At 63.2% G+C, this 21942-nt stretch carries 22 protein-coding genes; 12 read left to right on the top strand and 10 right to left on the bottom strand.

All coding sequences use genetic code 11. From position 1 onward, the window contains the following. Nucleotides 1-39: 39 nt before the first annotated feature. Entirely contained in the window at nucleotides 40-957 is a 918-nt protein-coding gene (gene cysK, locus ACH6CX_RS12265; RefSeq protein ID WP_232940058.1) for a cysteine synthase A, read from the bottom strand. A gap of 133 nt (nucleotides 958-1090) precedes the next feature. On the opposite strand from cysK, the gene ACH6CX_RS12260 reads away from it, so the two are divergent. From ACH6CX_RS12260 to ACH6CX_RS12215, 10 genes are all read left to right on the top strand, one after another. Continuing rightward, complete coding sequence (locus ACH6CX_RS12260; RefSeq protein WP_237062043.1) at nucleotides 1091-1816, top strand: lysoplasmalogenase; 726 nt, start codon at nucleotides 1091-1093, stop codon at nucleotides 1814-1816. A gap of 51 nt (nucleotides 1817-1867) precedes the next feature. After that, a complete protein-coding gene (yrfG, locus tag ACH6CX_RS12255; protein WP_232940062.1) occupies nucleotides 1868-2521 on the top strand; it encodes a GMP/IMP nucleotidase in 654 nt (217 codons plus the stop codon). 7 nt (nucleotides 2522-2528) lie between these two features. After that, a complete protein-coding gene (locus ACH6CX_RS12250; RefSeq protein WP_232940064.1) occupies nucleotides 2529-2906 on the top strand; it encodes an RNA-binding S4 domain-containing protein in 378 nt (125 codons plus the stop codon). Between the two features lie 169 nt (nucleotides 2907-3075). Then, nucleotides 3076-4593 (top strand): S1C family serine protease, encoded by a 1518-nt coding sequence (locus tag ACH6CX_RS12245; RefSeq protein ID WP_396675482.1) that lies wholly within the window; start codon nucleotides 3076-3078, stop codon nucleotides 4591-4593. Continuing rightward, nucleotides 4590-5039: a DUF4124 domain-containing protein gene (locus ACH6CX_RS12240; protein ID WP_232940067.1), complete on the top strand. Its 450-nt coding sequence runs from the start codon at nucleotides 4590-4592 to the stop codon at nucleotides 5037-5039. The genes ACH6CX_RS12245 and ACH6CX_RS12240 overlap by 4 nt, the downstream gene beginning before the upstream one ends. Nucleotides 5040-5158: 119 nt before the next feature. Beyond that, nucleotides 5159-6037, top strand: coding sequence for an Hsp33 family molecular chaperone HslO (gene hslO, locus ACH6CX_RS12235; protein ID WP_237062044.1), 879 nt, complete (start codon nucleotides 5159-5161; stop codon nucleotides 6035-6037). Nucleotides 6038-6334: 297 nt separating this feature from the next. Beyond that, nucleotides 6335-7882 (top strand): phosphoenolpyruvate carboxykinase, encoded by a 1548-nt coding sequence (locus ACH6CX_RS12230; protein WP_232940069.1) that lies wholly within the window; start codon nucleotides 6335-6337, stop codon nucleotides 7880-7882. A 194-nt stretch (nucleotides 7883-8076) separates the two neighbouring features. Next, nucleotides 8077-8745 carry a D-Ala-D-Ala carboxypeptidase family metallohydrolase gene (locus tag ACH6CX_RS12225; RefSeq protein ID WP_237062046.1) on the top strand — a complete coding sequence of 223 codons (669 nt, stop codon included), beginning with the start codon at nucleotides 8077-8079 and terminating at the stop codon, nucleotides 8743-8745. A gap of 26 nt (nucleotides 8746-8771) precedes the next feature. Continuing rightward, complete coding sequence (locus tag ACH6CX_RS12220) at nucleotides 8772-9500, top strand: D-Ala-D-Ala carboxypeptidase family metallohydrolase (protein ID WP_232940071.1); 729 nt, start codon at nucleotides 8772-8774, stop codon at nucleotides 9498-9500. A 79-nt stretch (nucleotides 9501-9579) separates the two neighbouring features. Continuing rightward, nucleotides 9580-10644: an AI-2E family transporter gene (locus tag ACH6CX_RS12215; RefSeq protein ID WP_232940072.1), complete on the top strand. Its 1065-nt coding sequence runs from the start codon at nucleotides 9580-9582 to the stop codon at nucleotides 10642-10644. Nucleotides 10645-10679: 35 nt separating this feature from the next. Here the strand turns inward: ACH6CX_RS12215 and ACH6CX_RS12210 are convergent, their stop codons facing one another. From ACH6CX_RS12210 to ACH6CX_RS12200, 3 genes are all read right to left on the bottom strand, one after another. Beyond that, the gene (locus ACH6CX_RS12210) at nucleotides 10680-11504 is read right to left on the bottom strand and encodes a hypothetical protein (protein WP_232940073.1); all 825 of its coding nucleotides are present in this window, start codon (nucleotides 11502-11504) and stop codon (nucleotides 10680-10682) included. Nucleotides 11505-11573: 69 nt separating this feature from the next. Continuing rightward, a complete protein-coding gene (locus ACH6CX_RS12205; protein WP_232940074.1) occupies nucleotides 11574-12395 on the bottom strand; it encodes a hypothetical protein in 822 nt (273 codons plus the stop codon). Nucleotides 12396-12457: 62 nt separating this feature from the next. After that, the gene (locus tag ACH6CX_RS12200) at nucleotides 12458-13204 is read right to left on the bottom strand and encodes a sialate O-acetylesterase (protein ID WP_396675481.1); all 747 of its coding nucleotides are present in this window, start codon (nucleotides 13202-13204) and stop codon (nucleotides 12458-12460) included. Nucleotides 13205-13377: 173 nt separating this feature from the next. On the opposite strand from ACH6CX_RS12200, the gene ACH6CX_RS12195 reads away from it, so the two are divergent. Then, nucleotides 13378-13896: a peroxiredoxin gene (locus ACH6CX_RS12195; protein ID WP_396675480.1), complete on the top strand. Its 519-nt coding sequence runs from the start codon at nucleotides 13378-13380 to the stop codon at nucleotides 13894-13896. Between the two features lie 72 nt (nucleotides 13897-13968). On the opposite strand, the gene ACH6CX_RS12190 is transcribed toward ACH6CX_RS12195, so the two are convergent. From ACH6CX_RS12190 to glnA, 6 genes are all read right to left on the bottom strand, one after another. After that, the gene (locus ACH6CX_RS12190; RefSeq protein ID WP_396675479.1) at nucleotides 13969-14376 is read right to left on the bottom strand and encodes a DUF2784 domain-containing protein; all 408 of its coding nucleotides are present in this window, start codon (nucleotides 14374-14376) and stop codon (nucleotides 13969-13971) included. Between the two features lie 26 nt (nucleotides 14377-14402). Then, nucleotides 14403-14885 carry a GNAT family N-acetyltransferase gene (locus tag ACH6CX_RS12185; RefSeq protein WP_396675478.1) on the bottom strand — a complete coding sequence of 161 codons (483 nt, stop codon included), beginning with the start codon at nucleotides 14883-14885 and terminating at the stop codon, nucleotides 14403-14405. 128 nt (nucleotides 14886-15013) lie between these two features. Beyond that, entirely contained in the window at nucleotides 15014-16426 is a 1413-nt protein-coding gene (gene glnG / locus ACH6CX_RS12180; RefSeq protein ID WP_232940083.1) for a nitrogen regulation protein NR(I), read from the bottom strand. Between the two features lie 23 nt (nucleotides 16427-16449). Continuing rightward, the gene (gene glnL / locus ACH6CX_RS12175) at nucleotides 16450-17514 is read right to left on the bottom strand and encodes a nitrogen regulation protein NR(II) (RefSeq protein WP_232940085.1); all 1065 of its coding nucleotides are present in this window, start codon (nucleotides 17512-17514) and stop codon (nucleotides 16450-16452) included. Between the two features lie 271 nt (nucleotides 17515-17785). Continuing rightward, a complete protein-coding gene (locus ACH6CX_RS12170) occupies nucleotides 17786-18481 on the bottom strand; it encodes a DUF4124 domain-containing protein (protein WP_334078414.1) in 696 nt (231 codons plus the stop codon). A gap of 129 nt (nucleotides 18482-18610) precedes the next feature. Beyond that, a complete protein-coding gene (glnA, locus tag ACH6CX_RS12165) occupies nucleotides 18611-20017 on the bottom strand; it encodes a glutamate--ammonia ligase (RefSeq protein WP_232940087.1) in 1407 nt (468 codons plus the stop codon). 390 nt (nucleotides 20018-20407) lie between these two features. Here glnA and thiI point away from each other — a divergent pair, with 390 nt between their 5' ends. Further along, nucleotides 20408-21880 carry a tRNA uracil 4-sulfurtransferase ThiI gene (gene thiI, locus ACH6CX_RS12160; RefSeq protein WP_232940088.1) on the top strand — a complete coding sequence of 491 codons (1473 nt, stop codon included), beginning with the start codon at nucleotides 20408-20410 and terminating at the stop codon, nucleotides 21878-21880. The last annotated feature ends 62 nt before the right edge of the window (nucleotides 21881-21942 follow it).

Genomic DNA, 21942 nt, shown 5'->3' with positions numbered 1-21942 from the left:
CCAGCGCTGATAACCCGGGGATCGCTGGCGCGGCCGCCGTCAGGCGGGGAACAGGTCATCAATGGAAAGATAGCGCTCGCCGGTGTCATAACTGAACACCAGCACCCGGCTGCCGGGGGCGAACTCCGCCTGCCGCTGCTTCACTGCGGCCAGGGTTGCACCGGAGGAGATGCCGACGAAAATGCCTTCCCGTGCTGCGCACTGGCGCGCCATCTCAAAGCTGTCCTCCTCGGAAACCTGGATGGTACCGTCGAGGGTTTCCCGGTTGAGGATTTCCGGCACGAATCCCGCACCAATACCCTGCAGGCGGTGGGGGCCCTTTTCGCCGCCGCTGATTACCGGTGACTTCTCCGGCTCCACGGCGAAGGTCTGCATCTTCGGGAAATGCTCCTTGAGCACCTCGGAACAGCCGGTGATATGCCCGCCGGTGCCCACCCCGGTGATCATGTAATCGAGCCCCTCGGGGAAATCGGCGAGGATCTCCCTGGCACTGGTGTCGCGGTGCACCTGCACATTGGCGGGATTGCGGAACTGCTGCGGCATCCAGCTGTTGGCATGCTGCTCCAGCAGCTCCTCGGCCTTCGCGATGGCACCGGGCATGCCGGTCTCTTTCGGCGTCAGCACCAGTTCTGCGCCCATGGCCTTCATGATGCGACGGCGTTCCAGCGACATCGACTCCGGCATCGTGAGGATCAACCGGTAGCCGCGCACGGCCGCCACCATGGCGAGGCCGATCCCGGTATTGCCGGAGGTGGGCTCGATGATCACGCCACCGGGCTTCAGCGCACCGCTGCGCTCGGCATCCTCGATCATCGCCAGGGCGATGCGGTCCTTGATGCTGCTGCCGGGATTGAAGCGCTCCACTTTCATCCACACTTCGATATCGTCGCGGAATAACCGGTTGAGCCGCACATGCGGGGTATCGCCGATTGTCTCGAGAATATTCTCAGCCTTCATCGATTACGCTCTCCCTTCCTGGATTTGCCTGTTGATTGATGTCCCGCCGGGCGTGACCTTGCCGGATAGCGGCGGTCGGCGTCATCATACGCCCCACCGTAAACAAGAAAACACGAAAAGCCGGGACAATGCCATGACCGCCACCACCGCTACAGCTGACTCCAGTGCCAGATCCGGGCACCACCGCCCTGTCGCTGACGGCGGCATTCCCATCGCCGCGTTCCTGGTTGGCGCCGCCGCCTACATGCTAGTGGACGCCTCCGGCTGGCAGGGTGCCGGCAGCGGGCTGCTGCTGCCGCTGGTGAAGGCCGCCCCCATCCTGTTGCTGCTGTGGCTTTCGAGCCGCTGGCTGCACGGCGCCACCCGGGTCCTGGCGGCCACCGCGCTGGGCTTTTCCGCCCTGGGGGACATCCTGCTGGCGCTCGACTTCCCGCAGCAGTTTGTCTTCGGCCTGGGCGCCTTCCTGCTGGCCCAGCTGACCTATGCCTGCCTGTTCCTGCGCCATGCCGATTTCCGTTCCTGGCGCTTCCTGCTGCGCGGCCTGCCGGTGCTGGCTGCCGCCTTCCTGCTGGCCCGGCTGCTGCTCCCGGCCGCAGGGTCCCTGGCCGGTCCGGTCACTGCCTACCTGCTGGCGATCCTCGCCATGGCCCTGGCCGCCGCGGCCCATCGCGGCAACTCGGCGCTGCTGTTCTGTGGCGCGGTGACGTTCATGGCATCCGACGCCCTGATCGGCCTCAACCGCTTCGTGGTCACCATCCCCATGGCCGGCACACTGATTATGGTCACCTATTACGCTGCCCAGCTGTCCCTGCTGGTGGGTATCCGGCGCGCCAGCCCGGGCGGGCGGGCGCGGCAATAATCGGGCATAATAGGGGGACCATGCCTTCGATCAGAGAGGTTTACCGACCGCATGCTGGACTGGCACGACGTCGACACGGTGATGCTGGACATGGACGGCACCCTGCTCGACCTGCACTACGACAACCACTTCTGGTTGACCCACCTGCCCCAGCGCTATGCGCAGACCCACGGATTGACCCTGCAGCAGGCCGAACAGCGGCTGGTCGGCCAGATTGACGCCCGTCGCGGCACCCTGGAGTGGTACTGCCTGAACTTCTGGTCGCGGGAACTGAATATGGATATCCCCGCGGTGCTCCGGGAAATCGAGGACCGCGTCGCCCTGCGCCCGCACACGCCTGCCTTCCTGGATGCGTTGCGACGCATGGAAAAGCATGTCCTGCTGGTCACCAACGCCCACCCGGACGGCCTGGTGCGCAAGCTGGAGATCACCGGTATCGATCGCTGGATGGACGGCATCATTACCTCGCACGAGCTGAAGCACGCCAAGGAGAGCCCCTTTTTCTGGGAGGCCCTGTCGAAGCATATCGAGTTCGATCCCGATCGCACCCTGTTCGTCGACGATAACGAGCAGGTGCTCACCGCCGCCCGGGATTTCGGTATTGGCCACCTGCTGTGCATCCGCCAGCCGGACAGCCGCGGCCCGCTCCGGGATATCACCGATTTCCCCGCCATTCACCATTTTGACGAGATTGTCCCGCTGTAATCCCCCCATGGATAAAGTACGTATCGACAAGTGGCTCTGGGCCGCGCGCTTCTACAAGACCCGCAGCCTCGCCAAGCAGATGATCGAGGGCGGCAAGGTGCAGGTGGACGGCCAGCGCATCAAGGCCAGCAAGGAGATCACCACCGGCGCCACCCTGACCCTGCGCCAGGGCTGGGACCAGCTGGAAGTGGAGGTGCTGGCGCTGTCGGACCAGCGGCGCGGCGCGGAGGTCGCCCGCGAGCTCTACCGCGAGACCGAGGCCAGCCAGGCCAGGCGGGAACGCGAGGCAGCGGAGCGCAAGGTCGCCAATACCGGTATTCGCAGCGAGCGCCCGAACAAGAAGCAGCGCCGCCAGATTCACCGCTTCCTGCGCGAGCAGGACTGACCCCGGGCAACGAACAAAACGCCATTGCCCCCACAGGTGGCGAACAATGCCGGACACCGCTGTCCAATAATTCCGGCCTGCTGGCCGACACCGGGCCGGGCCGGGCGCCCGGGCAACTACTGCTAAACTGGCCCCACAACCGGCCCCCACACCGACGGGACACAGATCCATGCTGACAAGAATCCTTTCACTCGCCGCCATCCTCCTGCTGCTCTGCCAGCCGGCGCTCGCCGATAACCGTGAGCACGAGCAACTCAAGCGGTCGATCATCAAGATCTACACCACCGCCGCGGCACCGGACTACTTCAATCCCTGGTCGCTGCTCAATCCCAAGCAATTGTCGGGTTCCGGCGCGGTGATCGACGACGAGCGCATCCTCACCAATGCCCATGTGGTTGCCAATGGCAGCTTTATCCAGGTGCAGCGCCACGGCGACGCGCAGAAGTTCCGCGCCCACGTGGAGTTCGTTTCCCACGACGCGGACCTGGCCCTGCTGCGGGTCGAGGACGAGAGCTTCTTCGACACCACGCGGCCGCTCGACCTGGGCGAGCTGCCGGACCTGCAGGAGGAAGTGTCGGTGTACGGCTACCCGATCGGTGGTAAATCCCTTTCCATAACCCGCGGCGTCCTGTCCCGGATCGAACACCAGTTTTACGCCCACGCCGGCAGCTACCTGATGGCAGGCCAGATCGATGCAGCCATCAATCCGGGTAACAGCGGCGGCCCGGTGATTTCCGGCGGGCGCATTGTCGGTGTCGCCATGCAGACCAACCACAGCAAGGGCGCTGAAAACCTGGGTTACTTCGTACCACCGAGCGTGATCGAACATGTCCTCGAGGATGCCGAAGACGGCGTGCACCAGGGCTTCCCCGAGCTGGGCGCGGTCACCCAGAGCATGGAAAGCCCGGCCATGAAACAGGCCGCGGGCCTGGCCGACGGCCAGGAGGGCGCCCTGGTGGTGAAGGTATTCAGCGACTCCCCCGCGGCGGAAGTACTGCAGACCGGGGACGTACTGCTGGAGGTGGACGGCTACGAGGTGGCCGCCGATCGAACCGTGGAATGGCGCGAAAACCAGCGCACCAACTACCACTACGCCGCCGATCTCTACCACGTGGGTGACCGCCTGCCGGTCAAGTTCGCCCGCGCAGGCGAGGTCATGGAAGCCGAAATCGAGCTGGCCGCCCCGTCGCCGTCGCGTTCCCTGGTCCTGAGCGAGAAGTTTGACCAGCGCCCGCGCTACTACATCTATGGCGGCGTGGTGTTCGTGCCGCTGAACATGAACCTGATCAAGCGCTGGGGCAATAACTGGCACTCCAAGGCACCCATCGAATACCTCTATGCCCGCAACCAGTGGAGCGAACAGGGGCGACGCGAACTGGTGGTGGCGCTGAAGGTACTGCCCGCCGGGGTCAACCTGGGCTACCACGACTGGAAGAACTGGATTATCGATTCAGTGAATGGCCATCGCGTAGCGGATTTCGATGAGTTCGCCCAGTTCATGGAGGGCAACGAGCAGCAGTTCGTCGAATTGCGCGATGAATCCGGCTACCGCATGGTGCTGGATGCGGCAGCCGCCCGCGAACAGGAACCACTGATCCTGCAGACCTACCATATCCCCCATCGCCACTCCCCGGGCCTTTTCAGTACACTGGCAGACAACGAGGACAAGCTCAGGGAAACACCGTGACCACAGCACCTCCCGGCCGGCTGGCAACAGCGCTGGCCGCCCTCCTACTGGCGTCCGCTGCCAGCGCGGACAAGCTCTACCGCTGGGTGGACGAACAGGGCAATGTTCATTTTGGCGACCGCCCGCCCGGGGAGGCCCGGGCGGAGGACCTGTCGGGGAAGCTGGCACCGGTCAACAGTGCCGATGCCACCAGCGCCCGCTCCCGCAACAGTAGCGGCGACGCCAGCCTGCAGCGCGACTACCAGGAAAACCAGCGGCGCCAGCGCCTCAAGCAGCAGCAGGAAAGCCGCCGGGCCTGCGCCCTGGCCCGCAATCGCCTGCGCATCCTGCAGGGACCGGTGGCCCTGGTGGACGGCAATGGCGAGGAAATCCGCATGAGTGAACGCGAGCGCCAGCGGCGGGCGAAGGAACTGGAGCGGGAAATCACACGGCTGTGCGGTCAGTAGCAACACCACCCGGCCGGGCCTCGCGCCGTCCATGGCGCGTCCGGCAACTACCATTTATGGTAACGGGGCACTAAAATCCCGCGCCTTAAATCCCCGAGACTGCCCGAGGCCTTCGATTCATGTCCGACCAGCTGGAACGCTTCATTTTCTCCCACCACGATATCCGCGGCCAGGTCGTCACCCTGACTGACGCCTATCGCGAGGTTCTGGAAAATAACCAACTGCCGGCCCCGGTGGCGCTGGTGCTGGGGGAGTTCCTTGCCGCGGCCTGCCTGCTGTCCACAACCCTCAAATTCGAGGGCCTGCTGAGCCTGCAGGCCCGTGGCGATGGTGACGTGCCGCTGCTGCTGGCAGAGTGCACCCACCACAGCGACCTGCGCGGCATCGCCAAGCTCGCCGACGGGGCACAGATCGAAGAGGGCGCCAGCCTGCGCCAGCTGGTGGGCAAGCGCGCCGCTCTGGCCATTACCGTGGAACCCGAGCAGGGCGAGCGCTACCAGGGCATAGTCCCGCTGGAAAAAGATACCCTGGCGGAGTGCCTGGAGGATTACTTCACCCAGTCCGAGCAGCTGGCCACCCGCTTCTGGATCGAGTCCAGCCCGGACACTGTCGGCGGCATCATGCTGCAGGTACTGCCGGGCAATAACGCCGCCAGCGCGGCCGAGAACGAGGATGCCTGGGAAACCGCCCAGCACCTGGCGGAAACCGTGACCGCCGACGAGCTCCACTCCCTTCCCCACGAACAGCTGCTCACCAGGCTGTTCCACCAGCTAACGCCCGCCGCCCTGGGCACCGCCAACATCCGCTTCCGCTGCAGCTGTTCGCGCGAGCGCAGTGCCCGGGCCCTGGTGGCCATGGGCCCCGAGGAGGTTTACCAGCTGCTGGAGGAGCAGGGTGGGGAGATCATCGCCGATTGCCAGTTCTGCAACGCCCGCTACCGATTCGATGGCGACGATATCGAGAGCCTGTTCAACGCGCCCCCGCATACGCTGCACTGAGGCCGCGGGTGCTCCCGCCGGCCACGGGGAGACACAACGGAAACTGGGCCCAAAACGGTGCAAACCATCGACCTTTATTCACGTGATCGATAGGCGCATTTATCGACATCATACAGGCGGATAAAACAGCACAAAATTTTGCCAGACAACGCTGTCATTGGGTAAAAAATAGCCTTTTTTGCTATCCCGCCAAATTGAACTTTGCCATAATTCGCCACCCGAATATTACCGGCCGCGCTCCCTGTGGCGCGGTCGTACTATGTTTTACTCCATACAACTTTCACGGGTAATCGACGAATGGCACAGACCGATGATACGGCGCAGGTGATGAAGAACCTGTCTGCGGCGCAACTGGTTGAACAGGCGCTGCTGCGTGGCGAGGGCAAGCTGTCCGACACCGGCGCGCTGGTAACCGAAACCGGTGCGCGCACCGGCCGCTCCCCGGCCGACCGCTTCGTGGTGGAAGAGCCTTCCACCAGCGACAGCATCGCCTGGGGCAACGTGAACCGCGCCTTCCCGCAGGACAAGTTCGACGCGCTGTGGAGCAAGGTGGAAGAGTTTGTTTCCGGCTCCGACACCTTTGTCCAGCAGCTGCACGTGGGCCAGCACGAGGACTACTACCTGCCGGTCGTCGTCACCGCCCAGACCGCCTGGCATTCGCTGTTTGCCCGCAACATGTTCATCCGCCCGGACAAATACAATCCCAAGGGCAAGGAAGAGTGGCGCATCCTGCACGCCCCCAACTTCGTCTGTGAACCCGAGCGCGACGGCACCAATTCCGAGGGCTGCGTGATCATCAACTTTGCCCAGCGCAAGGTACTGCTGGCTGGCATGCGCTACGCCGGCGAGATGAAGAAAGCCATGTTCTCCGTGCAGAACTTCCTGCTGCCGGAAAAAGACGTCATGCCCATGCACTGCGCCGCCAACGTCGGCAAGGACGGCGATGTATGCCTGTTCTTCGGCCTGTCCGGCACCGGCAAGACCACCCTGTCCGCCGACCCGGAACGCTACCTGATCGGTGACGACGAGCACGGCTGGGCCAAGGGCGGCGTGTTCAATATCGAGGGCGGCTGCTACGCCAAGACCATCAACCTGAGCCGTGAAAACGAGCCGGTGATCTGGGATGCCATCCGCTTCGGAGCCATCGTGGAAAACGTGGTGACCGACGACGCCGGCACCCCCGACTACCACGACACCAGCCTGACCGAGAACGGCCGCTGCTCCTATCCCCTGGAGCACGTGGTGATGCGCCAGCCGGGCAACCAGGCCGGCGAGCCCAAGAATGTGATTTTCCTGACCTGCGACGTTTCCGGCGTATTGCCCCCGGTATCCATCCTGTCCAAGGAAGCGGCCGCCTATCACTTCCTGTCCGGCTACACGGCCCGCGTGGGCTCCACCGAACTGGGCGCGGAAGCGGGTATCCACCCGACCTTCTCCACCTGCTTCGGCGCGCCCTTTATGCCGCGCGCACCGCGCGAGTACGCCGACCTGCTGATGAAGCGTATCGAGGACTTCGGCTCCAATGTCTACCTGGTAAACACCGGCTGGACCGGCGGCTCCGGTGACAAAGGCAAGCGCTTCCCGATCCCGGTGACCCGCGCAGTGATCGCCGCGATCCAGAGCGGCGCGCTGGAAGGCGCCGACACCCAGCACCTGGAAGCCCTGAACCTGGATATCCCGCTGGACGTACCGGGCGTGGATAAGGCCTACCTGAACCCCCGCGAGGCCTGGACCGACCAGGGCGCCTATGACGAGCAGGCCGCCAAACTGGCCAAGCTGTTCGCCGAGAACATCGAGAAGTTCGAAGTGAGCGCAACCGTCAAGGGCGCCGGCCCCCGGGCCTGAGCCTGACCGCCGGCGCCCCACCCGGGTCGCCGCGGATTCAAAACGCCCCCGCGGAGCATTCCCCGGGGGCGTTTTTATTGGGGCCAGCGCGGTCACGCCGGAGGATTGGGCAGATAGCGACTATATTGAATAAATGACGCGCCGCCCAAGGCGCCAGATCCATCGCGACGACGACCACAGGCACAGGTAAGCCCATGCCCGCAGGCCAGCCGTTTTCCAGCTATCGGACCCGACCACCGGGGCAGCGCACCAATCGCCTGGTGATCGCCGCCATCGTGCTGATGTTGCTGGGAATCGTCGGTGGCCTGTGGCTCTACCTCTATTTCAAGGCGCTGGAAAAACCCTATCGCGATGTGCAGGGCTATCGCGTGCCCGCCGACCATGCACTGAGGGCATTCCTGCGCCAGGGGGACAACCGCACGCGCATGAAGGCCCTGGAAGGCTACCTCCGGGCCGAGGGCGCCGGTGACGTGGTCGAGGCCGGCGTGCTCTTTCGCCAGGGTTCCGACTGGCTGGACATCAATGAGCCGCCCTTCGCCATCCCCCCGCGCCGGCAGTGGGAGAATATGGTGAACACCCTGGCACTGGTGCGGGACGAACTGGTCCCGGCAATCGGGCCGGTGGAAATCCTCTCCGCGTATCGCACTGACAGTTACAACCGCAAGGGTGGCGGTGCCGGTGGCAGCAAGCACCGGGAATTCTGTGGCCTGGACCTGGTGCCACTGTCCAATATCAGCCACAAGGAACTGGTGGAGGAGCTGAAGATGCTGCACGCGCGGCTGGGCGAGCCCAGCCGGATGGGGCTGGGTATCTACAGCAACGTGCGTTTCCATATCGACACCTGCGGTTACCGCAGCTGGTAGGCAGTTTTTCCAGGAGCGGTTGAGCAATGGATATCAAGGAGAGCCCCGATCACGAGTGGATCGACATACATATCGAGCGCAAGCGGGTACTGTGGATCACCGCCGCGGTGCTGGCGGGCATCCTGCTGCTGGTGATCCTCACCGTGGACAAGGTCCGCGAACTGGCGGAGCGCGCCGTTACCCCGCGGGAGTATGCCCCGGTAGAGCGTATCCCGGAAACCGCCGAGATCCCCGAGGTATATGACATCAAGGGCTACGCGGCCGCCTCGGCGCGCGCCTTCGAGCGTTTCCTCGGCGACAGCGACCGGCGAGAACTCTACACCCGCCTGCAGCATTTCCTCTTCCTCAACAAGGTCGATGGCGTGCTCCCCTCATACCAGCTGCTGCGCCAGGGCAGTGACTGGCAGAAAATCGATGAGCCACCATTCGCCATTCCACCGGAGCAGAACTGGGAGACCATGGTGGATACGCTGCGCGTCCTGCAGGACGAAATTATTCCCCGTATCGGCCCGGTAACCGTCCTGTCCGGCTGGCGCACCCCGGCCTATAACGCCAAGGCCGGCGGCTCCAAGCGCAGCAAGCATATGCATTTCTGTGGCATCGACGTGGTGCCGGAGCGCGATTACACCCGCGAGGAGCTGATTCCCATCCTGCGGGATATCCACCGCAAAGTGGGCAAGAAGTGGAATATGGGGCTGGGGATATACAGCGGTGTGCGCTTCCATGTGGACACCTGCGGTTACCGGCGCTGGTAATTGCGACGCCCGGTTGCCCTGGAGGCGAGCGGCAGTGGTAGCATAGCGCGCATCGACAACAATAATCGCGGGGGCTCCCTTGGTTCAGGAAAAGCTGGAACGGCGCTCATTCATCGCTGCGCTGCTGCTGGTGACAGTGGCATTTACCTTTCTGCTCAGGCCTTTCTTCACGCCCATTTTCTGGGCCTGTGCCATCGCCGTAATTTTCTTTCCCGTGCATCGCACCCTGTCCCGTCGCTACCCGAACTGGCCCAACCTGATGGCACTGCTGACGCTGCTGCTGTGTATGGTGCTGGTGGTGATACCGGTGCTGGTGGTGGCCAGCTCGTTCGTCAATGAGGCGGCCAGCGTCTACCAGAAAGTCCAGAGCGGCGAGATCGACGTGGCCGGCCAGGTGGATCGGGTGCGCAGCGCCTTCCCCGGCTTCGAGGCCCTGATGCAACGCATCGGTATCGACCTGGACCAGCTGCGCGAGCGCCTGCTGAGCGGCTTCATGAGCGCCGGCAGCCTGATCGCCAAGAATGCCCTGGCGCTCGGCCAGAATACGGTGAATTTCTTCGTGATGCTGGGCCTGATGCTCTACCTGACCTTCTTCCTGATTCGCGACGGCGAATCCCTGGTGGGGCTGCTGATCCGTGCCCTGCCACTGGGCGATGAGCGCGAGCACCTGCTGCTGGCCAAATTCGCCGAGGTCACCCGGGCCACCGTCAAGGGCAACCTGGTGGTGGCGGTTACCCAGGGCACCCTGGGCGGATTGATTTTCTGGGCCCTGGGGCTGCCGGCTCCACTGCTGTGGGGCGTGGTGATGACGCTGTTGTCACTGCTGCCCGCCATCGGCGCTGCACTGATCTGGCTGCCCGCCTCGATCTACCTCTACGCCATCGGCGATGTGGTCAAGGGCACGGTGTTGCTGATCTTCGGTGTGGCGGTAATCAGCCTGGTGGACAACCTGCTGCGCCCGATCCTGGTGGGGCGCGATACCAAGCTTCCAGACTATATCGTGCTGTTTTCCACCATCGGCGGGCTGATGATGTTCGGCATCAGTGGCTTTGCCATAGGTCCGTTGCTGGCTGCACTTTTTATGGCATTCTGGGAAATTTTCATGCGCGAGTTCATCAACTCCGCCGAGATGAAGTCCCTGTGAATTTCCGTACTGGAGTTGCGACGACACAAAAATAGTCAGTGCACATCGGGCACAGTGTCGTCGCGACGGGCCTTCTCCGCCCGCTTCAGGTGCTCATTCAGTTCTGCCATCGGCCGCTGCTCGATGACCAGCGTGCCCTCAGTGGCGCGGTCCAGGTCGGCGATCAGCAGGATCGCGGTGGAGAAGGTGATCGCCAGGGTCACCGCCACATGCACCGACCCCCCGCGGCTGATACCGAACTGGTAGCCGATGGCGAGCATTGCCAGTGCCGTCATGAAGTACAGTGCCAGCCAGATGGGCGTGGGAATACGGAACTCCAGCCCCACCACCACCCGCGAATAGTGTTTATTGATTACGTCACTGACCGGCTCCACGAACTGGCGCAGGTAGCCGGCATCGTATTTTTCGGCCACGTGCTCATCGACCAGTTCCCACAGCTGCTGGTGCAGGCGCTCACTCTGGAGCAGGTCATCGGCAGTGATTTTTTCCTTCAACGGATCAAAATCACGCAGGTCCGTGTAGGCCGCCAGTAGCGACCTGGCGCGGGCCGCGGCATCCGGCACAAGGAAGTCCGCGTGCAGGTATGCCGTATGGATCGCGTTCACTTCCTCCACGAGCAGGGCCTTGCGCTGGTTGAAGCGGTCGGCAGTCATGTTGAAAGTAAACGCCAGCAGGAAAGCCAGCAGCCCCAGGGTGGCCGTGATGGCATTGCGCATCGAGGATTCTTTCTGTTCCCCGTAGCGATGTACCGACCAGCGCCCCACGACCAGGCCCGCCCCCAGCGCGGCAAGTACAAACAGCACCGTTAAGACATAGACGGCGGCCAGAGGCATGGTATGGAACAGGTCTTCGGCGTACATGGGGGACCGGGGCAATTTAGGACAAGTCTGGCCCAGCCGGAATCCGCTCGCCAGTCGATGATAGCCGCGCTAATCCGGGCCGGCGCCCAGCCGCCTGCGCTCGGCCGCCTGTAACTGCTGGCTCAGTTCTGCCATTGGCCCCTGGTCCACCACCAGTAGGCCCTCGTAACTACGGTCCAGGTCCTCGATCAGCAGGATTACCAGTGAAAACGCCAGTGCCAGCGCCAGGGCCACCAGTGGCGAAGCCCCCCGGCTGGTGCCCAGCTGGAAGCCGATCCCGAACATCGACAGCGCAGTGATTGCGTAGAGTGCCATCCAGATAGGAGCGGGTATCTGGTAGCGCCCACCCACCAGGACCCGCCGGGTATGGTAGTCGAATACCTCATTCAGGGGCTGGTAAAAGGCCCTCAGCTCGCCCGCGCCATAACCACGGGATTCGTGCTCCGCCACCAGGGCCCACAGGGACGCCTGGATCTGCTCGCTACGGGCCAGTGCCCGCAGATATTCCCGCTCGTCAAGGGTATACGGGTCGAACGCCCGGACCTGCGCATACTCGGCCAGTAATTCCCGTGCCCGTGCCGTGCCCTTCTCATCGAGAAAATCCGCCCGCAGGTAAGCGGTGGAGATGGCGTTGATTTCTTCGAGCAACAGGGCCTTGCGCGCACCGAAGCGTTCGGCTGTCATATTGAAAGTAAACGCCAGCATAAACGCCAGCAGGCCCAGGGTGGCCGCGACGATACTGCCGATGGAGCCCTCGCTGACCTCCTTGTTGCCGCGTGCGAGTATACGCCCCAGCAACATGCCGGCGGCGAGTGACACCAGCACCACCATGATGGCAAAGGCGCAGACACCCCACAGCGGGAGACTTGAAAAAAAAGTATTGAAGGTCATGACGGCTTCCGGCAGCTTCTTACTATTCTGGACCAGCTGCGCACCGGCTGCCGTGGGAAGCACTATGGCTGCGCAGCCGGCCGGAATCCCCCGCCCTCCCGACGGATCAATTCGATCGCGCGCTTTGCAAACCGTTCACCCAGGACCCGGTATCCGGTGGTGGAATAGTGCAGGTCATTGGCCACCTGCCTGCCATCCCGGTTCAAGCCATCGTTCAGGTCGTCGGTATCGACCCAGGCCGCCCCGGGCCGGCTTTCAGCGAACTGCACCTGGATCTCGCGGATGCGCTGCCAGTGGGCGGCGCTGCGACGCGCCAGGCCGTAATCGCTCAGGCGACCGATCACCACATTGATCTGCGGCTGTCCCAGGTCCCGCTGCAGTTGTGTCACCAGCGTGCCGAGGGCAGGGCCGTAGGCGGCGCTGCGACCAAACCTGGCGTCATTCTCTCCCTGCATCCAGACAAAAGTTACCGACGCAAGGTGTTTCCCGTGCGTGGCGCGCCCAACCTTGCGCAACAACCTCTGGTACAGGTCACCCACCTGTTTGCCCGGATCCCCGATACCCTTCTGCGGGGCCACCAGCCAGCGCTGGATCGGCTGGCCTCCCTGGGCATCCTTGACCACGAGGATGCGATCCCGGCCAAACTCTGCCGCCACCAGTGGGGTAAAAAAGGCATCCGCATCGAGCCAGGCCATGTTGGATTGGCCGGAGAGAATAAACAGGTGCTGGCCCTGGACGGCCAGTGCCTGCGGCGGCGTGGCCAGCCAAATCAACAGGATAGCCAGGCCAAAGAAATGCAATGCACGCATACCGTGCCTCCAGTCCCTGGAAAATAGCCGGCGGCACCAATCCGGGTGCCGGGTTTTGCGTATGAATGTAATTCAAGTCCCGGGCCTGTGCCAGCCCGGCCAATGGCAGCAGCGCTCCCGGCGCGTTAGCATAGCCATCACCCGATCCAGTAAATACCTACCCGGAGAATTCGATGAGACACGCACTGACCCTGCTGCTGGCCACGCTGGTAAGCCTGCCGGCGCTTGCCCTGGAAGTGGGCCAGCCGGCCCCGGACTTCACCCTGGAGGCTTCCGACGGCAAGACCTACTCCCTGGACGATTTTCGCGGCAAGCGGGCGGTGGTCATCGCCTGGTATCCAAAGGCGTTCACCAGGGGCTGCACCATCGAGTGCAAGTCACTGGCGGAAAACGGTCACCTGATCCGTGAGTACGACGTGGCCTACTTTATGGCGAGCACTGACGAGGTGGAAACCAACAAGAAGTTCGCCGCCGCAGAAAAAGCGGACTTCCCACTGCTCAGCGATCCCGAGGGGGAAGTGGCAAAAGCCTATGACGTGCTGGTGCCGGCGCTGAACATCGCCAAACGGGTGACTGTCTACATCGGCAAGGACGGCAAGGTCCTCAAGATCGATCGGGATATCAAGCCCGCCACCAGCGCCGAGGACATGGCGCAGACCCTGGGGGAGCTGGGTGTGGCCCGTAAGGGCTGAGCCTGTCCGTGGCAGGAATCCCGGAATTCCTGCCACGGTATCCTGGCACCACCAGCGCGACAGCGAGCTGGCTTACCGGCGGCGGAATGGCCGCGGTCGCACCCAGAACCAGCTGAGCACCACCAGCAGCCCAAACACCGTGTAACAGAGCGCAAAGACCCAGGCCGGGGCACGGTAGTAGAGGATGCTTTCCAGCCAGTGGGCGATAAAGGAGCCGGTATAGGTCACTTCCCCGGCCCGCGCCCGCAATGCCATTTCCCAGGTGGTGAGCGGGCAGATCATCCCCAGCCACGCCTGTAAAACCACGACCCCGATTGCCATCAGGTGCGCCAGGCGGAACCAGGGATTGTGCACCCAGGCCCAGCCTCGCAGCCTCCCGACCAGGATCAACAGCAGGCCGCTGACCACAAAGGCAACGAAGAGCACGTGCAGGAACAGCACGAGATCTGCGGCGAATCGATAGAGGAGTTGTGGTTCCATTGGCTTCCAGGCAGTTTCCCGGGCGGTCACACCATCCCGGTTTTCTCCCGGATGGCTCTGGTCAGGAACCTACTGTAGGGATCAGGCGCATAGTCGGCAAATGGTCCGCATTCGATAAAACCATATTTTCTATACAGTGCAACCGCCGGCTCAAACGCGTTATGCGTGCCGGTCTCCAGGCTGATCCGGGTATAACCACGCCGCCGCGCCTCGCGCATGATTGCCTCAAGCACCCGGGCGGCTATCCCCATTCTCAGGAAAGCTGACCCGGTTTTCATTGACTTGATCTCGCCCAGCCGCGGCGAGATTTCCCGAAGGGCCCCGCAGCCGGCCAGCTGGCCATCGACACGGGCGGCCCAGAAAGTCATACGCGGATCTTTCAGCTTGCCTGTATCGAGGGCATGAATGCTGGCCTCCGGAGAGTATTTGCGCATCTCTTCCAGGTGCGCACGCAGTAATTCGATAACCGCGCCATCCGATAAATCATCCGTTTGCAGGTCGACATACATTCAAAAGATTTCTCTCGTTTTCAATTCAGTCTTTGCCACTGCAATTCGGCCATAGCCTGAAAGTAAAGAGGCCGCTCCGGAAAGCGGCCTCTCAGGGTTAATGACTGACGCCATCCACTGGCACGGCTCTACTCGGAGTCGCCGTTCATGCCCAGCTCTTTCAGCTTGCGGGTCAGCGTGTTGCGGCCCCAGCCCAGCAGTTCGGCGGCATCGCGCTTGCGCCCTGCGGTGTGCTTGAGTGCGATCTCGATCAGCGCGCGCTCGAACTGGGGCACCGCCTCACTGAGGATCTCGCGGCGGCCATTGGCCAGGGCCTGGTCGGCCCACAGGCGCAGTGCCTTCTGCCAGTCCTGCGGGGCCTGGGTGCCGGCGGTCTGCTGGTGCAGCTCCTGCGGCAGGTCCTCTATATGCACCTCGCGGCCGGAGGCCATTACGGTAATCCAGCGACAGGTATTCTCCAGCTGGCGCACGTTGCCGGGCCAGTCGAGGCCGGTGAGGTATTCCTCGGTCTCCTTCAGCAGGATCTTCGGCTCCACCCCCAGGTCCTTGGCGGCGCTGGTAAAGAAATGCTGCACCAGCCGCGGGATATCCTCGCGACGGTCAGACAGGCGCGGAATATGGATGCGGATTACATTGAGGCGGTGGAAAAGGTCCTCACGGAATTTATGCTCCTCCACCAGTCGCTCCAGGTCCTGGTGGGTGGCAGCAATGATGCGCACATCCACCTTGACCGGGGTGTGGCCACCCACGCGGTAGAACTCACCATCGGCCAGCACCCGCAGCAGGCGGGTCTGGGTTTCCGGCGGCATATCGCCGATTTCATCAAGGAACAATGTGCCGCCATTGGCCTGCTCGAAGCGGCCGGTACGTTGCGCGGCGGCACCGGTGAAGGCACCCTTTTCATGGCCAAACAGTTCGGATTCCATCAGGTCCTTCGGAATCGCGGCCATGTTCAGCGCGATAAAGGGCTGGCTGCGGCGGGGGCTGTGGTTATGCAGCGCCTGGGCCACCAGTTCCTTACCGGTACCGGACTCGCCATTGATCAATACGGTGATATTGGAATGGGACAGGCGACCGATAGCGCGGAACACCTCCTGCATCGCCGGCGCCTCGCCGATAATCTCCTTGCTGGCCTGGCTGTTTTCCAGGCTGACCTGCTCACCGCCCTGCTGCTCGCTGGCATGGGCCAGGGCACGGCGGGTCACAGCCACCGCCTCGTCGACGTCGAACGGCTTGGGCAGGTATTCGAAGGCACCGCCCTGGTAGGCGGCCACGGCGCTGTCCAGGTCGGAGTGTGCCGTCATGATGATGATTGGCAGGGCCGGGCGTTCGCTCTGGAAGCGTTGCAACAACTTGAAGCCATCGGCACCGGGCATGCGAATATCGCTGATTACCACATCGGGGGAGTCGCTGTAGAAATCGTCCAGTGCCCGGTCACCACTCTCGTAGCACTTGGTCTCGATACCGGCCCGGGTCAGGGCCCGCTCCAGTACCCAGCGTATCGATCGGTCGTCGTCAATGATCCAAACGCGGTTGCTCATGGTCTTTCCCAGTGTCTAATCGTTTATTCGGTTTCCAGCGGCAGGTAAATCTGGAACACACTCTGTCCCGCCTGGCTGTCGCACTTAATCAGTCCGCGATGCTGGTTGATGATGTTTTGCGAAATAGAGAGCCCCAGCCCGGAGCCCTCCGCGCGCCCGGAAATCATCGGGAAGAAAATCCGCTCGCGGATGTCTTCCGGGATACCCGGGCCGTTGTCCTCAATTTCGATCCTGCACACCAGCGGGCAGTGGTGCTTGCCGATGGTGAACTGGCGCTGGATGCGCGTGCGCAGCACGATCTGTCCCGCCGGCAAACCGATGCTCTCGTCGACAGCCTGCATGGCGTTGCGGGCAATATTGAGCAATGCCTGGATCAGCTGTTCCCTGTCGCCCGGCAGGTCGGGGATCGACGGGTCGTAGTCACGGCGTATGCTCAGCTCCCCATCGCACTCGGCGTCGATCAGCTGCGCCACCCGCTCGAGCACCTCATGCACATTGGTGGGCTGCATATTGGCGGGCTGGCGTGGCCCCAGCAGGCGATCCACCAGGTTCCGCAGGCGGTCGGCCTCGTCGATGATGATCTGCGTATATTCCGCCAGCTCCGGGTCCGGCAGCTCCCGCTGCAACAGCTGTGCCGCGCCGCGGATTCCGCCCAGGGGGTTCTTCACCTCGTGGGCCATGCCGCGGACCAGGTTGCGGGTGGTTTCCTGGGCATCGATCAGGGCGTCTTCCCGCGCAATCCGCAGCAGCCGGTCCATGGTCTGCACTTCCACCAGCAACAGGCCCAGCTCCGCCACCGGGCTCACCGAGTAATCGACGGTACAGGTTTCCAGGTTGTGCAGGTGCCAGGTGGCACGTCGCACGGTGTACTTCTGCCCGCTCACCAGCGCCCCGCGCATGGCGCGCTGCGCGGCGTCAGATTCCCGCACGACCTCTTCCAGCGGCTGCCCGCTGACCCTGGCACTGGATGCGGCCAGCAGGTCCTCGGCAGCGGAGTTCAGGTAGCAGAGCGCCAGGCGCTCATCCAGCACCAGTACTGCGGCGGAAAGGTTGTCCAACAGTTGACGCAACTGGCGGTCATTCAACATGCAAAAGTCCCGGGGTCATTCAGCGGGCGGTTCTGGGGCACGGCGTACCCTGAGGTCGCGGTGCCCGCCAGCACTGTTTAAGACAGTGCAAGAAGCAAACCAAAATGGCGCACGATAGTGAGTGCGGTGAGTTCCGGGGGCAGGCAGGCAATAGCCAGCCCCCGAGCGCACCATTGTGGTGCATAGATCAAAAAAACGCCAGTACAGGCGCATCATTTTGGTGTGGAAGTGCGCCCGCCCGGTCAGCCGGGCGGGAGAAAGCGGGCCGCCTTCAGTTGCGGGAGCGCCGGGACTGGCTGGTTGACTGGGGCACGCCCGGCGCCGTGGGTGCCTGGGGCGCGGGCACCGCCTGCGGGGAGGGGTTGTCCGGCAGGGTGCCGCCCGGGCGCTTGACGAAGATGGTGATGGGCTGGGAGCGCGCCAGCACCTGGCCGTCGGGATCGGTAAGCACGGCCTGGATATCGTGAGTGCCCCGCTCCAGTGCGGAGATATCCAGGCTGTTGCCACTGGAACTGCCCTGCCACGGCCGGCCGTCGACTACGGCGAAAAAGCGGTAACCGCCGGGAGGCGCCGGGTCGATGGCCACCCGCAAGACGATCAAGCGCTGTCCCGGGGGAATGGTGGCGCCACTCTGGGGACTGACGATGGCGAAGTTGATAGGCCCCAGGGGCCTGTCGCGTTCGCGCCGGTCATTGGGTGACAGCTTGCGCGTGGGCATGGGGCGCGGCCGCACGATCGGCTGCACGTTGGTGGGAGCCAGCCTGATACGTTCCGCCTTGCCGTCTTCCGGCGGTACATCGGTGAAGGTCACCTTGCCATCCGGGCCCACGGTCTTGTAGATCGCCTTGCCGCCGCTGGCGTCATCTTCCCCCGAACCGCCCGCCAGCGCCCCGGCAGTGCCGAACATGAGGGTCGCTGCGGCAAAGGTTGCGACGACAGCGCCGGTGATGGTGTGGTATCTGCGCATTGGCACTCCTGCCTCCGGCATGCCCGCAAAATGGCGGGGCTTCATTAGGTGAAGGCTAGTTTACCCCCAATAAAAAAGCCCGTACCAGACGGTACGGGCTTTCTTGACACGCGGATTGCGTGAGGGCGCTTATACGGAGTAGTACATGTCGAACTCGACCGGGTGAGTGGTCATGTTCAGGCGCTCCACTTCCTCACGCTTCAGCTCGATGTAGGCATCGATGGCGTCGTCGGAGAATACGCCGCCCTCGGTCAGGAAGGCGCGGTCCGCGTCCAGGGCATCCAGGGCCATTTCCAGGCTGGAGGCAACGGTCGGGTACTCGGCCACTTCTTCCGCCGGCAGGTCGTACAGGTCCTTGTCAGCCGGGTCGCCGGGGTGGATCTTGTTCTTGATGCCGTCCAGGCCGGCCATCAGCATGGCGGCGAACACCAGGTACGGGTTGGCGGTCGGGTCCGGGAAGCGGGCCTCGATGCGCTTGCCTTTCGGGGAGGCGACGTACGGAATGCGGATGGACGCAGAGCGGTTGCGCGCGGAGTAAGCCAGGATCACCGGCGCCTCGAAGCCCGGTACCAAGCGCTTGTAGGAGTTGGTCGAGGCGTTGGCGAACGCGTTGATGGCGCGCGCATGCTTAATGACACCACCGATGTAGTACAGGGCGGTCTCGGACAGGCCGGAATAGCCGTCACCGGCAAACTGGTTCACGCCGTCCTTGCTGAAGGACATGTGGATGTGCATGCCGGAACCGTTGTCGCCTACCAGCGGCTTGGGCATGAAGGTGGCAGTCTTGCCGTAGGCGTGCGCAACATTGTGCACCGCGTACTTGAGGATCTGCACCTCGTCCGCCTTCTTGGTCAGGGTGTTGGCGCCAACGCCGATTTCACACTGGCCAGCGGTACCCACTTCGTGGTGGTGCACTTCAACGTGCAGGCCCATCTGCTCCATGGCGGAACACATGGCGGCACGCACGTCGTGCAGTGAGTCGACCGGCGGTACCGGGAAGTAACCGCCCTTGACGCCCGGGCGGTGGCCGATATTGCCTTCCGGGTGCGGCATGCTGGAGGACCAGGCCGCTTCCTCGGAGTTGATCTTGTAGAAGGCACCGCCCATCTCGGCACCCCAGGTGATGTCGTCGAATACGAAGAACTCGGGCTCCGGGCCGAACAGCGCGGTGTCGCCCAGGCCAGTGGACTTCAGGTATTCCTCGGCGCGCAGGGCGATGGAACGCGGGTCGCGCTCGTAACCCTGGCCGGTGGACGGCTCGACGATGTTGCAGCGCACGATCACAGTGGGCTCATCGGTGAACGGGTCCAGGAAAGAGGCCTCGTCATCCGGCATCAGGATCATGTCGGACTCGTTGATGCCTTTCCAGCCGGCGATGGAGGAGCCGTCGAACATCTTGCCCTCTTCGAAGAACTCGCCGTCGACTTCGGAAGTCGGCAGGGAGACGTGCTGCTCCTTACCCTTGGAATCGGTAAAGCGCAGGTCTACCCATTTGGCTTCACTCTCTTTAATCAAACCGAGCGTATTCGCTGACATTGCTGTCCTCCAGGTCTTGAAAGTTTGTAGGTCGCTGAACGTTAACCCTTGGTGAGGCTCGACTCTTTAGCGACGGCGTACTGTTCGTGGTCAGTACTGAAGCAAGGAGTGTGCCAAATTGGGGCAATTGGGCCGGAGCCACGGGCACCGGGGCCCAGGGCACGGATTGGGCGCCGCCCTGAGCAAAATAGACGCAAACTGGCGCGCCGGCCACCAATCTGCGCACCAAAATGGCACGAATTGGGACCCTGGCGCACAAATTCAGTGCAGCACAATATTCAACATTGCGCCAGTCACCCCCAACTGCTCCCCGGCCCGGTGAATTTACAGCCAGACTGTTTATAATTCCGTGCTCATCATCAACCTGCGGTACCCGGTCAACAACTCATCATGCACTTTGTCGTCAAGTTCTTCCCCGAGATCACCATCAAGAGCAACCCGGTGCGCAAGCGCATGTCGCGGCAGCTCAAGGACAACCTGCGCATCATGCTGCATCGGCTCGATGACCGCATCAAGGTGCTGAAGGACTGGGAAAAGATAGAGGTGATTGCACCGGATGCCGTCTCGCACCTGGCGGACCGCATCGAGGAGGTACTGGCACACACCCCCGGTATCGCCAACTTCGCCCGGGTGCGCCAGTACCCCCTTGGTGATTTCCACGACATCTATGAGAAGACCCTGTCCGTGTGGGGCGACAAGCTGGACGGCAAGACTTTCTGTGTGCGGGTCAAGCGCAGCGGCAAGCACGACTTCCAGTCCCTGGATGTAGAGCAGTACGTGGGTGGCGGCCTGAACAAGAACACCGGGGCCGCCGGGGTCAAGCTGAAGGACCCGGATATCACCGTGCGCCTGGAGATCCGCCACGACAAGCTCAACGTGGTGGAGCAACAGCACGCCGGCCTGGGCGGCTTCCCCATGGGTACCCAGGACCCGGTCCTGTCGCTGGTTTCCGGTGGCTTCGACTCCACCGTGTCCAGCTACCTGACCATGAAACGCGGCATCCGCACCCACTTCCTGTTCTTCAACCTTGGGGGGCGCGACCACGAACTGGGCGTCAAGGAAGTGGCCTACTACCTGTGGAACCGCTACAGCTCATCGCACCGGGTAAAGTTCATCACCGTGCCCTTCGACGAGGTGGTAGCCGAGATACTGCAGAATGTGGACGACTCCCATATGGGCGTGATCCTCAAGCGCATGATGCTGCGCGCCGCCACGGCCATCGCCAACGAGCTGAAGGTAGACGCGGTGGTGACCGGTGAGGCCATTGCCCAGGTATCCAGCCAGACCCTCAAGAACCTGAAAGTGATCGACAGTGTCACCGACACCCTGGTGCTGCGCCCACTGATCACCAGCGACAAGGGCGACATCATCCGCACCGCGCGGGAGATCGGCACCGAGGAGTTTGCGGCCAATATGCCCGAGTATTGCGGGGTCATCTCGGTCAAGCCCACCACCCGGGCCAAGCTGTCGCGGGTGGAGGAGGAAGAGGGCCACTTCGATTTCAGTGTCCTCGACCGCGCCATCGACGAGCGTGTGCTGCAGAACATCGACAAGGTCATGGAGGATGTGACCGAAGGCGCGCCGGAGGTTGAGATCCTCGCCGAGCCCGGCGACGCGGTGGTCATCGATATCCGCCACCCGGACGAGGAGGAAGTGGACCCGCTGGAGATAGAGGGCAGCGACGTGGAGACCATTCCCTTCTACCGCCTGAACAGTGCGTTCGCCGGACTGGACCCGCAAAAGCAGTACCTGCTGTACTGCAGCCGCGGCGTGATGAGCCGCCTGCATGCCTCCCACCTGCTGGACGCCGGCTATCGCAATGTGGGCGTGCTGCGCCCGCATATCCCCCACCGGCCCGACTGAGGCAAGCCGCTTCTCCCCCTCCAAGACCCCGCCCTGGCCACAGAGCGGGGCATTCCCGGGCC

Source organism: Microbulbifer sp. JSM ZJ756, from assembly GCF_044383805.1.
Classification (GTDB): Bacteria; Pseudomonadota; Gammaproteobacteria; order Pseudomonadales; family Cellvibrionaceae; genus Microbulbifer; species Microbulbifer zhoushanensis.
The sequence above is the reverse complement of the archived record's forward strand: the minus strand, read 5'-3'. Positions and strand labels throughout refer to the sequence as shown.

Bases quoted from the DNA above. Each gene is read 5' to 3' on its own strand.
- cysK (WP_232940058.1), bottom strand. From the start codon at position 957: ATGAAGGCTGAGAATATTCTCGAGACAATCGGCGATACCCCGCATGTG.
- ACH6CX_RS12260 (WP_237062043.1), top strand. From the start codon at position 1,091: ATGACCGCCACCACCGCTACAGCTGACTCCAGTGCCAGATCCGGGCAC.
- yrfG (WP_232940062.1), top strand. From the start codon at position 1,868: ATGCTGGACTGGCACGACGTCGACACGGTGATGCTGGACATGGACGGC.
- ACH6CX_RS12250 (WP_232940064.1), top strand. From the start codon at position 2,529: ATGGATAAAGTACGTATCGACAAGTGGCTCTGGGCCGCGCGCTTCTAC.
- ACH6CX_RS12245 (WP_396675482.1), top strand. From the start codon at position 3,076: ATGCTGACAAGAATCCTTTCACTCGCCGCCATCCTCCTGCTGCTCTGC.
- hslO (WP_237062044.1), top strand. From the start codon at position 5,159: ATGTCCGACCAGCTGGAACGCTTCATTTTCTCCCACCACGATATCCGC.
- ACH6CX_RS12230 (WP_232940069.1), top strand. From the start codon at position 6,335: ATGGCACAGACCGATGATACGGCGCAGGTGATGAAGAACCTGTCTGCG.
- ACH6CX_RS12225 (WP_237062046.1), top strand. From the start codon at position 8,077: ATGCCCGCAGGCCAGCCGTTTTCCAGCTATCGGACCCGACCACCGGGG.
- ACH6CX_RS12220 (WP_232940071.1), top strand. From the start codon at position 8,772: ATGGATATCAAGGAGAGCCCCGATCACGAGTGGATCGACATACATATC.
- ACH6CX_RS12210 (WP_232940073.1), bottom strand. From the start codon at position 11,504: ATGTACGCCGAAGACCTGTTCCATACCATGCCTCTGGCCGCCGTCTAT.
- ACH6CX_RS12205 (WP_232940074.1), bottom strand. From the start codon at position 12,395: ATGACCTTCAATACTTTTTTTTCAAGTCTCCCGCTGTGGGGTGTCTGC.
- ACH6CX_RS12200 (WP_396675481.1), bottom strand. From the start codon at position 13,204: ATGCGTGCATTGCATTTCTTTGGCCTGGCTATCCTGTTGATTTGGCTG.
- ACH6CX_RS12195 (WP_396675480.1), top strand. From the start codon at position 13,378: ATGAGACACGCACTGACCCTGCTGCTGGCCACGCTGGTAAGCCTGCCG.
- ACH6CX_RS12190 (WP_396675479.1), bottom strand. From the start codon at position 14,376: ATGGAACCACAACTCCTCTATCGATTCGCCGCAGATCTCGTGCTGTTC.
- ACH6CX_RS12185 (WP_396675478.1), bottom strand. From the start codon at position 14,885: ATGTATGTCGACCTGCAAACGGATGATTTATCGGATGGCGCGGTTATC.
- glnG (WP_232940083.1), bottom strand. From the start codon at position 16,426: ATGAGCAACCGCGTTTGGATCATTGACGACGACCGATCGATACGCTGG.
- glnL (WP_232940085.1), bottom strand. From the start codon at position 17,514: ATGTTGAATGACCGCCAGTTGCGTCAACTGTTGGACAACCTTTCCGCC.
- ACH6CX_RS12170 (WP_334078414.1), bottom strand. From the start codon at position 18,481: ATGCGCAGATACCACACCATCACCGGCGCTGTCGTCGCAACCTTTGCC.
- glnA (WP_232940087.1), bottom strand. From the start codon at position 20,017: ATGTCAGCGAATACGCTCGGTTTGATTAAAGAGAGTGAAGCCAAATGG.
- thiI (WP_232940088.1), top strand. From the start codon at position 20,408: ATGCACTTTGTCGTCAAGTTCTTCCCCGAGATCACCATCAAGAGCAAC.